Annotated in this window: 11 protein-coding genes and 1 other RNA gene; all 12 read left to right on the top strand. The window is 55.3% G+C overall.

Annotated elements, in window-relative coordinates:
• Positions 1–238: 238 nt before the first annotated feature.
• Positions 239–2,134, top strand: a complete 1,896-nt coding sequence (locus WD071_RS02305; protein WP_368046673.1) for a pyrroloquinoline quinone-dependent dehydrogenase — start codon at positions 239–241, stop codon at positions 2,132–2,134.
• Positions 2,121–4,031 carry a pyrroloquinoline quinone-dependent dehydrogenase gene (locus WD071_RS02300; RefSeq protein WP_368046672.1) on the top strand — a complete coding sequence of 637 codons (1,911 nt, stop codon included), beginning with the start codon at positions 2,121–2,123 and terminating at the stop codon, positions 4,029–4,031. The genes WD071_RS02305 and WD071_RS02300 overlap by 14 nt, the downstream gene beginning before the upstream one ends.
• Positions 4,032–4,166: 135 nt before the next feature.
• Positions 4,167–4,263, top strand: an RNA gene (ffs, locus tag WD071_RS02295) — signal recognition particle sRNA small type.
• A 119-nt stretch (positions 4,264–4,382) separates the two neighbouring features.
• Positions 4,383–6,236, top strand: a complete 1,854-nt coding sequence (gene dnaX, locus WD071_RS02290) for a DNA polymerase III subunit gamma/tau (protein WP_368046671.1) — start codon at positions 4,383–4,385, stop codon at positions 6,234–6,236.
• Positions 6,237–6,284: 48 nt separating this feature from the next.
• Positions 6,285–6,605 carry a YbaB/EbfC family nucleoid-associated protein gene (locus tag WD071_RS02285; RefSeq protein ID WP_368046670.1) on the top strand — a complete coding sequence of 107 codons (321 nt, stop codon included), beginning with the start codon at positions 6,285–6,287 and terminating at the stop codon, positions 6,603–6,605.
• Between the two features lie 27 nt (positions 6,606–6,632).
• On the top strand, positions 6,633–7,232 hold the full coding sequence (gene recR, locus WD071_RS02280; RefSeq protein ID WP_368046694.1) for a recombination mediator RecR: 600 nt from the start codon (positions 6,633–6,635) through the stop codon (positions 7,230–7,232).
• 70 nt (positions 7,233–7,302) lie between these two features.
• Positions 7,303–8,481 (top strand): ribonuclease D, encoded by a 1,179-nt coding sequence (gene rnd, locus WD071_RS02275; protein WP_368046669.1) that lies wholly within the window; start codon positions 7,303–7,305, stop codon positions 8,479–8,481.
• A complete protein-coding gene (locus tag WD071_RS02270; protein ID WP_368046668.1) occupies positions 8,478–8,948 on the top strand; it encodes a YcgN family cysteine cluster protein in 471 nt (156 codons plus the stop codon). The genes rnd and WD071_RS02270 overlap by 4 nt, the downstream gene beginning before the upstream one ends.
• Before the next feature lie 43 nt (positions 8,949–8,991).
• Positions 8,992–9,339, top strand: coding sequence for a hypothetical protein (locus WD071_RS02265; RefSeq protein ID WP_368046667.1), 348 nt, complete (start codon positions 8,992–8,994; stop codon positions 9,337–9,339).
• A 54-nt stretch (positions 9,340–9,393) separates the two neighbouring features.
• Positions 9,394–10,236, top strand: coding sequence for an AAA family ATPase (locus WD071_RS02260; RefSeq protein ID WP_368046666.1), 843 nt, complete (start codon positions 9,394–9,396; stop codon positions 10,234–10,236).
• An 11-nt stretch (positions 10,237–10,247) separates the two neighbouring features.
• Positions 10,248–11,426, top strand: a complete 1,179-nt coding sequence (locus tag WD071_RS02255) for a VWA domain-containing protein (RefSeq protein WP_368046665.1) — start codon at positions 10,248–10,250, stop codon at positions 11,424–11,426.
• A 93-nt stretch (positions 11,427–11,519) separates the two neighbouring features.
• The gene (locus tag WD071_RS02250; RefSeq protein WP_368046664.1) at positions 11,520–13,181 is read left to right on the top strand and encodes an AMP-binding protein; all 1,662 of its coding nucleotides are present in this window, start codon (positions 11,520–11,522) and stop codon (positions 13,179–13,181) included.

Below are 13,181 nucleotides of genomic sequence, written 5' to 3'. Positions count from 1 at the left end.
AAAAAAGCTGAAGCCAGCCCGGGAGGGAGGCGAACCCGATAGAGGGTCGAAAAGTTGCGCAGCAACTTAAAACGAGCGCGCCAGCGCGAAGCCCGCAGGGTCAAACAGCCGGCAGGCTGTTTGAGTAATCCCTCCCTCACCGCCATATTTAAAATAATCCCCCCGTCCCCTTTAGAGGTTATTGATCTTGTTGTAGTATCGAGCGGTCAGTCTAATTATAACTAGAAGAGAACAGACCATGTATCTACCCAAGACCCTGGTTGCAGCGGTGTCCGCAGCGGCCCTCGGCTTCAGCGTATTCGGCAGCGCTGATGACTGGACCCACTATGGTTCAGACCTATCCTCCACCAAATACGCTGCGTTTGATCAGATCAACCATGACAATGTTGCCGATCTTGAGCAGGTCTGGCAGTGGCAGTCACCTGACAATGCCACCGTGGCTGCCAATCACGCTGCAGAGAACTACCGCGCCACCCCGTCGGCTTTCAAAGCCACGCCAATAGCGGTAGACGGCGTGCTTTACATAAACTCATCGTTCGGGCGCGTATCTGCCATAGACGGCGTGAACGGTGAAGAATTGTGGATGTTCGATACCAGAGGCTGGGAAGCAGGGCGCCCGGCCAATCTGGGTTACAACAGCCGGGGTGTGGGTTACTGGCGCGAAGGCGATGAAGAACGTATTCTGGTGTATTCCAATGATGCGTACATGTGGTCGCTGGATGCCAGAACCGGCGAACTGGACCTGGAATTCGGAGAACAGGGCAAAGTGGACCTGGCCCTGGGGCTGGGCCGGGAGATCGACCGGCAGGCCTACACCATGATGGGTGTGCCCCTGATATTCCACGACCTGGTCGTTGTGGGCTCTTCGATACATGACGGCCCGGCGTTTCAATCAGCTCCTCCCGGACATGTGCGTGCCTACAACATCAAAACCGGTGAGCAGGAATGGATTTTCCATACCATCCCCCAGGCCGGCGAGTTTGGTAACGATACTTGGGAGAATCAGTCCTGGGAAATCGTGGGCAATACCAATGTGTGGACGCAGATGAGCGCCGATATGGAGTTGGGCCTGGTCTATCTGCCGGTGGGCACACCCACCAACGATTGGTACGGCGGACACCGACTGGGCGACAACCTGTTCTCTGAATCTCTGGTAGCCGTGAACGGTCATAGCGGTGAGCGTGTGTGGCATTTCCAGGCGGTCGAGCATGGCTTGTGGGACTATGATCTGCCGGCGGCACCAACCCTGGTCGATATCACTGTCGATGGTCGTGATATCAAGGCACTGGCACAAATCTCCAAGCAGGGATTTGTCTATGTGCTGGATCGCGAAACCGGAGAGCCGGTATGGCCGATAGAGCAGCGGCCGGTGCCTGCCTCAACCGTGCCCGGTGAGCGTGCAGCGCCCACCCAGCCACACCCGACACGTCCGGCACCGTTTGATCTGCAGGGTATTTCCGACGCGACGCTGATCGACTTTACGCCGGAACTGCGAGCCGAAGCACTGGCCAATATAGAAAGTTTTGACTACGGCCCCTTGTTCACCCCGCCGTCGCAGCGTGGCACCATCAATCTGCCCGGCTGGTCCGGTGGTGGTGGCTGGCAGGGTTCAGCGGTGGATCCGGAAACCGGCATGCTCTATATCCCCTCAGCAACCGCGCCCATTGTGGTGCAGCTGGTTGAGCCCGAAGCCGGGCAGTCCGACTTCGATTTTGTCCGCGGTGGCGTCACCTCGGTCAATGGTCCACAGGGCCTGCCACTGACCAAACCGCCTTACGGCCGTATTACCGCGATCGACCTGAATACCGGTGATCATGTGTGGATGGTGCCCCATGGTGAGGGGCCGCGTCAGCGCATCATTGATCTGGGCATTGTGGATCCGGGTCCGGTCGGATCAACCTCACGCACCGGTCCGGTGCTGACCAGCACCCTGCTGTTCATCGCGCAACAGGACGGCGCCCGCTCGGTGATGCGCGCCTTTGATAAAACCACGGGAGAGGTAGTGCATGAAATTGACCTGCCTTCCGTACCCAGTGCAACACCCATGACCTACATGGTTGATGGCCGACAGTACATTGCGATCGCGCTGGGCGGTGGTACTGAGGCGTCGGTGGTGGCTTATGCCATCCCGTAGGTCTTCGGGAGCGCTCCTTTGTGGTGCCGTGCTGAGCGTCATGCTCAGTGCGGGCGCCTGTGCTCAGGATGTATCTGAGCGCCAGCAGGATTGGCGCTTTTACGGCAGTGACGCAGCATCAAGCAAGTATGTACCCTTGTCTCAGATCAATGCCGGTAATGTGGCTGAACTGGAAGTCGCCTGGGTCTGGGATACCCCTGATAACGCCATCTTCCGACAGGATGACCGCGCCAGTGCCGGTGAGTACAAGTCCACGCCGATCATGGTTGACGGCGTGCTCTATGTCAGTACCTCGCTGGGGCAGGTGGCTGCCATAGAGGCGGCCAGTGGCGAACAACGCTGGGTGTTTGATACCGGTTCCTGGACGCGTGGCCGGCATCCCAATTTCAACAATAATCATCGCGGTGTCTCCTGGTGGGATGATGGCGGTGACGGCCGCATCTTCATGGCGGCCAATGATGGTCTGTTATGGTCGCTTGATGCCCGCACAGGGCAGCCGGATGCGTCATTCGGAGATGCAGGCGTCATCGATTTGAAACAGGGTCTTGGGCGTGAGACGCGCATTGGCCTGTACGGCTCGATTTCACCGCCGATAATCATCAATGACACTGTTGTGGTAGGTTCATCCATCAGCGACGGGCCTTTGTTTCAGGATCAGCTGCCGCCCGGCCATGTGCGCGGATTTGATGCGCGTACGGGCGAACAACGCTGGATATTCCACACCATTCCGCAGGCCGGAGAAGCCGGCGCCGAGACCTGGGAAAACGAAGCCTGGCGCACGGCCGGTGCCACCAATGTGTGGACAACCATGAGTGCTGATCCGGACACCGGTTATGTTTACCTGCCTGTCAGCACACCGAACAATGACTGGTTTGGCGGTCACCGCCTGGGCGACAACCTGTATGCGGAAAGTCTGGTGGCACTGGACTCGGCGACCGGTGAGGTAGTCTGGCATTTTCAGGTAGTCAGGCATGGTCTGTGGGACTACGATTTGCCTGCCGCCCCCAACCTGATTGATATCACGGTTGATGGTCGCGACATAAAAGCCGTGGCGCAGGTGACCAAGCAGGGTTTTGTGTTTGTACTCGACCGCCTGACCGGCGAACCGGTATGGCCTGTTGAAGAGCGGCCGGTACCGCAAACCCGGGTGCCGGGTGAACGTACCTCGCCGACACAGCCGTTTCCGACCAGACCGGCCCCGTTTGAACCTCAGGGTATATCGGACGCAACATTGATTGACTTCACCCCGGCGCTGCGATCGCAGGCGGTGGACCTGATCGCCGGTGTTGACTACGGCCCCCTGTATACACCGCCCAGCGAGCGAGGTGTGATTGTTTTCCCGGGATACAGTGGCGGCGCCACGTGGACTGGCGCCGCAACCGACCCCGAGACCGGGATGATGTATATCCCGTCGTTCTCCGTGCCGCGATTTGTCAGGCTTCGTCAACCGGAGCCCGGTGAATCGGATTTTGGTTATATTCGTGACCGTAACTTCAGTATCGACGGCCCGCAGGGCCTGCCGCTGATCAAGCCGCCATATGCACGCATCACGGCCATTGACCTGAACACCGGTGAGCACCGCTGGATGGTGCCGCACGGTGAAGGTATACGCGAGCGCATAATGGAACTGGGTATCGATGACCCGGGCCCGGTAGGGAGTTTTGGTCGTAATGGCCCCTTGCTGACCCGCTCACTGTTGTTCGTTGCGCAACTGGACGGCAGCCGCCCGGTATTGCGCAGTTATGACAAAGCGACCGGTGAGGTTCTCAGCGAGCTGGATTTACCCTTGCCGCCGATGGGTACGCCAATGAGCTACATGATTGATGGCAAACAATATATTGTCATGGCGGTCGGTGCAGGTCCAGTGACGCGACTGATGGCAGTAAGCCTGCCCTGAGCGCTGAAAAAAGCGGGCCAGGCGTCATTGTCGGGTGCTGAGGGTGCCAGCGCACTTGATTAACCGGCGTAATTTATTGATAATGCCGCCCCTGATTTGATGATTCATCATCGCGTCAGGTGTTATGGTATCTCTTGTCGGTCCCCGCGCAATGATACGCTGTAAACCCCGCCAGGCCCGGAAGGGAGCAACGGTAGCAGCAGACTCATGTGCCGTGGTGTGGCTGGCAGGAGATGCCACCTTAGATACGGTCCCAAATCCTTCCTTCAAAACCCCGGCGCCGCCTGTCACTCGCGCGCGGTTTGCAATACAATAGTTCTCCTTCAGTCACCAGAACATTGACAGCGACACATGAGCTATCAGGTACTTGCCAGGAAATGGCGCCCCCAGAATTTCAGCGAAATGGCCGGACAGGCACATGTCCTGCAAACGTTGACCCACGCCCTTGAGCAACAGCGCCTGCATCATGCCTATCTGTTTACCGGCACCCGGGGTGTCGGTAAGACCACGGTCGCACGTATCCTGGCGCGTTGCCTTAATTGTGAGCAGGGCATCACAGCGACACCGTGCGGGCAATGCAATGCCTGCCGCGAAATCAGCGAAGGGCGTTTTATCGATCTGATTGAAGTGGATGCTGCATCGCGTACCAAAGTGGAAGACACCCGTGATCTGCTGGACAACGTGCAGTATGCGCCGGCGCGTGGTCGCTTCAAGGTGTACCTGATCGACGAGGTGCACATGTTGTCCGGTCACAGCTTTAACGCATTGTTGAAAACGCTGGAAGAGCCACCGCCGCACGTGAAATTCCTGCTGGCCACCACTGATCCGCAGAAATTGCCGGTAACGGTGTTGTCTCGCTGTTTGCAATTCCACCTCAAGAATCTGGCGCCGGCGCAGATTGTGACCTATCTGCAGTCGGTGCTGGCAGCCGAACAGATTGATCATGAGGAGGATGCACTGTGGCAGCTCGCAAGGGCAGCGGCAGGCAGTATGCGCGATGCGCTGACCCTGCTGGACCAAAGCATTTCCTTTGGTGGTGGCAGTGTGCAGGTGGCCTCGGTGACATCCTTGCTGGGCACACCGGATCATGCTGCCGTGTTTGCTTTTATGGAGGCGCTGGCGCATCGGGACGGGTCTGGCCTGATGTCGGCAGTGGCTCAGTGCGCAGAGAACAATCCGGACTACGGTCGCTTGCTGGAACAAATGCTCAGTGTCTGTCATCGTCTGGCGTTGGCGCAGGTGATGCCGGATGCAATCGATAACAGCGAAGGCGACAGGGAGCAAATCAAGGCGCTGGCGGGTGCCTTTGCTGCTGAAGACGTGCAGTTGTATTATCAGATTTGTGTGCAGACACTGCAGGATATGCCCCATTCACCGGAAGCAAGAGCCTGCTTTGAAATGGGGCTGTTGCGCATGCTGGCATTCAGCCCGGATGTGTTTGCCGGCGCTGTGCTGCCAGGCGCTGGCAGCGAAAAAAAAAAGCCTGAATCGATAACCGCACCTGAACCGACAACTGCCTCTGCATCAAAACCAGAGCCCGAACCTGTATTCCAGCCTGAACCTCAGCCTCAAACCCAGCCTCAAACCCAGCCTCAAACCCAGTCCCGGCCCGAGCCTGAACCTGAACCGCGAGCTGAACATGAGTCCCAGGCTGAACATAAGTCCCAGGCTGAGCATAAGTCCCAGCCTGAAGGTGAGCCCCGGCTCGAACCGGAACCGGAACCGGCAGGAGCTGAGCACGCGTCGCCAGTTGATGTCGCAGAGCCTTCGCGTGATCCGGACTGCGCAGGCCGGGATGAAAATACAGTCTCAACCGGTGAGGAAGACTGGTATTTGCTGGTAGTCCGGTGTCAGTTGACGGGTATCAGTGGCAATATTCTGGCCAATTGCGTACCTGAGAACATCACGGACGATGGCTACACGTTGATACTGGACCAGCAGCAAAGCGCCTTGTATTCGGATGATCAGCAGCCCAAGATTGCCCAGGCCCTGAGTGAAACGTTGCGGCGACCGGTTTCCATCGTCATACGGGTGGGCGAATTGCCTTGCGAGTCGCCCGCGCAGCGTCGGCGCCGGGAGAAACAACAGGCCATTGATGAGCTTCACCATCGCTTCAACACCGATCCGGGGGTGCTGGCTTTGATAGAGGAGTTCGATGCCAGAGTTGACCAGAATTCCTTGCAGATTCTAACCAGAACAGCCTGACAGCATCAGGGTTCCATAAATGAGTACTCAGATAAATGAGGATATTGTATGACTGATATGAATGCGTTGCTGCAGCAAGCAAAAAAAATGCAGGAACAAATGCAGAAGGCCCAGGAAGAGGCTGCCAAGAAAACGGTGATTGGGGAATCGGGTGCCGGTCTGGTCAGGATCCAGCTAGGTGGCCGCTACGATGCACGCAAGGTAGAGCTGAGTGCCGAATTGATGCAGGAGGATAAGGAGATTATCGAAGACCTGATCGCTGCTGCAATCAACGATGCTGTCAAGAAGCTTGAGGAAGGCAATCGCGATGCCATGGGCGCCATGACGTCCGGATTAAAACTGCCTGACGGTTTCAAGTTCCCGTTTTAATCGATGTAACCGAACAGGTGTGTTCCGATAATGCATAGCCCTTTACTTGAACAATTGATTCAGTCGCTGCGCTGCCTGCCGGGTGTTGGTCCCAAATCGGCGCAGCGCATGGCGATATATTTGCTGGAGCGCAATCGTACCGGTGCCGCCAGGTTGAGCGAAACGCTGACCATGGCGCTGGACAACATCGGTCGTTGTGAACAGTGCCGGGCGCTGACCGAAGAGGTTCGTTGTCGCATCTGCAGTAATCCGGGGCGTAACAGTTCAATCCTGTGTGTTGTGGGTTCGCCGGCCGATCTTTATGCAATCGAGCAGGCCGGCAGCTACCAGGGCCTGTATTTCGTATTGTCGGGACACCTGTCGCCCATAGACGGGATCGGGCCGGATGAAATAGGCATCAACGAATTGATGAGCCTGTTGCAGGAAAAGCCGGTGGAGGAGTTGATTCTTGCCAATAACCCCACGGTTGAAGGCGATGCCACGGCTTATTATATCGCTGGCCTGTTGAAAGGGCAGGGGCTGGTGATCAGCCGTATTGCCCATGGTGTGCCGGTGGGTGGTGAGCTTGAGTATGTTGATGGCGGCACTTTGAGTCATGCCTTTAATGGTCGCCAATTAATACGCTAGCAGGGTATTGAAAAACTATCTACTTTGCTGATTTTAAAAAAGGAATATGTGCCCATGCTGAGAGTTGTTTATGACTGATTTTCCAGATCCGGAGCTGGTGGTTGAGGATGTCCGCCTGGCACAGCTTTGCCAACGCTGGCGAACCCTGCCGACTATTGCCCTGGATACGGAGTTTATTCGTGTCAGTACATTCTATCCGCGTGCGGGTCTGATTCAGGTCGGCGACGGGCAGGGCACCTACCTGTTGGATCCGTTAAGCATAAAGGCCTGGGCGCCATTCATCGAAATCCTGAGCTCTCCGACAGTTGTCAAGATCATGCATTCCTGCTCGGAAGACCTGGTTGTGTTCAACTATTTTTACGACTGCATGCCAGGGCCTGTTTTTGATACGCAGAAAGCTGCCGCATTTCTCGGCCACGGTTACAGTATCAGCTATCTGAATCTGGTCAGGCATATTGCCGGCGTAGAGCTCAGTAAGGGGGAAACGCGGTCGGACTGGTTAAAACGTCCTCTGTCGGCAAACCAGATCAAGTATGCGGCGCTGGACGTTGCCTATCTGCCTCGCTTATACCAGGAGCTGGTCGCGGGACTGGAGCGGAGTCAAAAGCTGGACTACCTGCTGGAAGAGTGTGAGCGCATGCGACAGATCTCGCTTGCCGCCGAAGATTCGTCGAACTGGCCTGACCTGTATTTGTCTATGGGTGCGGCCTGGCGGTTGAATGCCAGGCAGTTGGGTGTGCTCAAGGATCTGTGCATCTGGCGCGAGCAGGTGTCACGTGCGCGGGACAAACCCCGCTCATGGATTGCCCGTGACGCTGATCTGATTATGCTGGCAGAAAAGCTGCCCGCGGACCGGCATGCATTGACGCAGTTGCAGGACATGAGTCGCAATATTTATCAGCAGGACGCTGACGCCTTGCTGGCTATCATCCGGGACAGCGGGCCGATAGCAGACGAGATAGCAAACAATCTGGAAGGTGCGCCTATGTCGCAGGCGCAGCGCGCGATGTTGAAACGTTGTCAGCAGGCGGTGCGCACGATCGCCAGTGAAACCGGCATTGCGGAAGAGTTGCTGGCGCGCAAGAAGCAGCTGATTACACTGATGCACATGAACCGGCAGCGCGGCGGTTGTGAGCAGTCGGATCTGCGATGGCCTGACGATCTGACTGGCTGGCAGCGGACTCTGCTGGAGGCACGATTGCCGGGTATCATTGCCGCCGGCAGCACGTCTGAGGGGGCCGGGACGTGAATTCGTCAGCTGTTCGAGAGCATTTCTGGGAACTCCCGCTGAGCGATTTGAATCATCGTGAATGGGAGCTGTTGTGTGATGGCTGCGCCCGTTGCTGTCTTAAAAAGCTGCAGGATGATGCACCTGCGCAAGGTACCGGTGATCTGGTATACACACGGGTTGTGTGCCGTTATCTGGACCAGCGCAAATGCGCCTGTACGGCCTACGGGCAGCGCAATGTGCTGGTGCCCGACTGCCTGGTACTGGATATGTCAGTGTTGCGGCAATCAGTTGACTGGATTCCGGACACCTGCGCCTATAAACTCCGGTATCAGCATAAACCGTTGCCGGCGTGGCATCCGTTGCTGACCGGCTCCCGTGAGGCAATGCTGGAGCAGGGTATAGCCGTCACGGGGCGCGTCATTTCCGAGGAGTATGTGCATGATGACGGGCTGGAAGAACATGTTATCCGCTGGGTTCGTGCATGACAGGGCTGTTATTATGATGCTGACACTGACGGCGGGACATTGAATGCTGGATATCTATGGTTATATCACGAGCTGGGCGGTTTATCTGATTGCGGGCACTTTGTGTTACGTCCTGTTTTACAAGGCGACCGGGGCTATCAGATTCAAGCCGCTGGCCAATGTGCTGCGTGGCGTGATGATCGCGCTGATCTATACCCCGTGGTATGTGGCCGCCGACGAAGATTTCATGGCGCCAGCTGTCATCGTTATTCTGCTGGATATGATTACGATTGGCGGCGATGCCTTTATCAGGGGCCTGGTGCCGCTGACGCTGGCGCTTGTTGCGGCCATTGTGATTGCACTGATGGCGGGACTGCTGCGTTCGTTTTTCACCCGCCCGGCCAAACGCTGAAGCTGTTTTGTTACCGACAAGCTGCCCCATTTTGAATTTGCGTTAGAGGATACTATGCGATTTACAGGAACCAAAGAATACGTTGCCACTGATGAGTTGCAAATGGCCGTCAATGCGGCGATCAGCCTGCAAAAACCGCTATTGATCAAGGGTGAACCCGGCACCGGGAAAACCATGCTGGCAGAGCAGATTGCCGAATCTCTGGGTCTGGAACTGATACAGTGGCATATCAAATCGACCACGCGCGCCCAGCAGGGCCTGTATGAATATGATGCGGTATCGCGTCTGCGTGACTCCCAGCTGGGAGATCCCAAAGTTCATGACATTGCCAACTATATTGTGAAAGGAAAACTGTGGCAGGCTTTTGACTCAGAGAAGCAGGTTGTGCTGCTGATTGATGAGATTGACAAGGCCGATATAGAGTTTCCGAATGACCTGCTGCTGGAGCTGGACAAGATGGAGTTTCATGTCTACGAAACACAGCAGCGCGTTCAGGCACGTCACCGCCCCATTGTCATCATTACCAGTAATAATGAAAAGGAGCTGCCCGATGCATTTTTGCGTCGGTGTTTTTTCCATTTCATTAAATTCCCCGATGCGGTGACCATGGAAAAAATCGTTGCTGTGCACTATCCGTCCATTAAAAAGGATCTGCTGGCGCAGGCCATGGACATCTTCTTCGACGTCAGAAAAGTGCCAGGCCTGAAGAAAAAACCGTCTACATCAGAATTGATAGACTGGTTAAAGCTGCTGCTGGCAGACGATATCCCCGAAGAAATCCTGAAAAATCCGGATATGAAAAGTGCCATCCCGCCGCTGTATGGCGCGCTTCTGAAAAACGAGCAGGATGTTCACCTGCTGGAGAAGATAGCGTTCATGCATCGGGCGAAACGGTAACGGCGGAGCTTATGTTAATTCGGTTTTTTAATGCATTGCGCCGGGAGAAAATACCGGTCAGCCTGAATGAGCTGTTTACGCTGATCGAGTGCCTGAAGCAGAACTTTGCATTTGCCGACATGGAACAATTCTATCTGCTTGCGCGTCTGTGCATGGTCAAGGACGAAAAATACTACGATCGCTTTGACCGGGCATTTTCACGCTATTTCAAAGAGCTTTCAGTGCTCGATGATCTGCTGCGTGATGCCATTCCCGATGAATGGTTACGCCGTCAGTTTGAAGCCAGCCTCAGTGAGGAAGAGCGCTCCATGATCGAGTCCATGGGCGGGCTCGACAAACTCATGGAAGAGTTCCGCAAACGCCTTGAAGAGCAGAAGGAGCGGCACGAAGGCGGCAACAAATGGATCGGCACCGGTGGCACGTCGCCGTACGGGGCTTACGGTTTTAATCCCGAGGGTATTCGTATCGGTCAGGACGAAGGGCGTGAAGGTCGCGCCGTCAAGGTCTGGGATCGCCGGGATTACCGTGATCTGGATGACACGCTGGAAATTGGTACCCGCAACATTAAACTTGCCCTGCGCCGATTGCGCAAATTTGCCCGGGCAGGTGCACAGGACGAGCTGGACATTGACGATACCATCTCTTCAACCGCACGAAAGGGCGGGTTGCTGGATATCAAGATGGTGCCGGAGCGCCATAATGCGGTCAAAGTGCTGATCTTTTTTGATGTCGGCGGGTCGATGGATCCCTACGTGCAACTGTGCGAAGAACTGTTTTCAGCCGCGCGCACTGAATTCAAGCATCTTGAGTATTTCTATTTTCACAACTTTGTTTATGAATCAGTATGGAAACAGAGTCGCCGTCGTCAGGCGGAAACCACACCTTTGTTCGATATACTGCACAAGTATGGCAAAGACTATAAAGTTATCTTTGTCGGTGATGCCACCATGGCGCCGTATGAAATCACGCATGTCGGTGGCAGTATTGAGCACTATAATGAGGAGGCTGGCGCTGTGTGGATGCAAAGGCTGACAGATAACTTTGCTCATATTGCCTGGATAAACCCCGTTCCCAGAGAGCACTGGGATCATGGTTACTCCATAGCAGTGGTGAGGCAGTTGCTGGAAGACAGAATGTATCCGTTGTCAGTGAAAGGCCTGGAAGAAGCCATGACCTCGCTTAGCAAGTAGGCAAGCCACAAAGAGCCAAGCCACAAAGAGCCAAGCCACAAAGAGCCAAACCAATAATAACCAACCAGGACTGTGTCCCAGGAGACCCGCACTATGTTCGCAGCAGCCCCGATGTCTATTGAGCCCGATCTCGATCCGGGTCAGTTCAATCAGATTGTGGATGTTTTTGAGTATGCTTTCACGCACTACGCGGACAAGCCCGCATTCACTTGTCTTGGTCATACCATCAGTTATGCTGAGCTTGATGAGTACAGTGCACGGTTTGCGACCTGGCTGCGTGACAAAAGTGGCCTGCAACCGGGCGATCGCATTGCCATTCAAATGCCCAATCTTATTCAGTTTCCGGTCACCGTGGTGGCAGCCGCGCGCGCGGGTCTGGTAATCGTCAATACCAACCCGCTGTATACGGCGCGGGAAATGAAACATCAATTCAGTGACTCTGGTGTCAAGGGCGTTGTCATCCTGGAGAACTTTTGCGACAAGCTAGAGTCGATCATTAAAGATACCGACATCGAATGTGTTGTGGTAACCCAACTGGCTGATATGTTGCCGCAGCCAAAACGCCTGCTGATGAATCTGGCAGTAAAATACCTTAAACGCATGGTGCCATCGTGGTCCATACCGGGTGCTGTGAGTTGGTCCGATGCCCTGAGCAGTTCGGCAACAAAACAAAGCGTACTGGACAGCGGTACCGATGTTGCCATCGTTCTGTACACAGGAGGCACCACCGGTCTGGCCAAAGGTGCGATGCTGACGCACAGTAACCTGATACACAATATGATGCAGTTGCGTGAGGTGAGCAAACCGCTGATCAACGATGGGCAGGACGTCATTGTTGCACCACTGCCGCTGTACCATACCTACGCCTTCATGTTCCATTGCCTGGCAGGTGTCTATGCTGGCAATCTGAGTGTGTTGATACCCAACCCGCGAGATCTGGGTGGTCTGATCAAAACCCTGAAGTCCTTGCCGCAAATCAATGGCTTTGTGGGTATCAATACGCTGTTTCTGGCCATGAGCCGACACCCGGATATCGGCCAGGTTGATTTCAGCAAGATGCGTTTTACCGGTGCTGGCGGCATGGCGTTGACCATCAGCGTTGCCGAGGAATGGCAACGCGTGACCGGTTGCCAGGTTTACGAAGGTTATGGTCTGACCGAATGCTCTCCGGTGGTCAGCGTCAATCCGCATCACAAGGTCAAGATTGGTACCGTTGGGCCGCCCGTACCCGGCACCGAGATCAAAACTGTGGACGAAGATGGCAACGATCTGGGATTGAACGAAAAAGGCGAGTTGTGGGTGCGCGGCCCGCAGGTCATGAAAGGTTATTGGCGTAATGAGGCGGCCAGTCAGGAATCGATTACCAAGGACGGCTGGTTCAAAACCGGCGACTTCGCCATGATCGATGATGACGGCTTTATCAAGATTGTTGACCGCAAGAAAGATCTGATTATTGTATCCGGGTTTAATGTGTACCCCAGTGAAGTGGAAGAGGTCATCAATTCGCACCCCGGCGTTGCCGAGAGTGCCGCCATTGGTGTGCCCAGTGAAAAAAGCGGTGAGGCGATCAAGCTGTTTGTTGTACGTCGCGACAATGTTCTGACAGTTGAAGATGTGACGGCGCATTGCCGGGAGAATCTGACGGCTTACAAGGTCCCCAAAGAAATAGTTTTTGTGGATGATCTGCCCAAATCCAATGTCGGTAAAATACTGCGCCGTGAGATACGTGAGCAGGAGCTGAAGCAGCATCAATAA

Origin of the sequence: Pseudohongiella sp. (assembly GCF_040877505.1) — a bacterium.
Classification (GTDB): Bacteria; Pseudomonadota; Gammaproteobacteria; order Pseudomonadales; family Pseudohongiellaceae; genus Pseudohongiella.
Note: the sequence above shows the minus strand (reverse complement) of the source record. Positions and strands in the feature narration are given on the sequence as shown.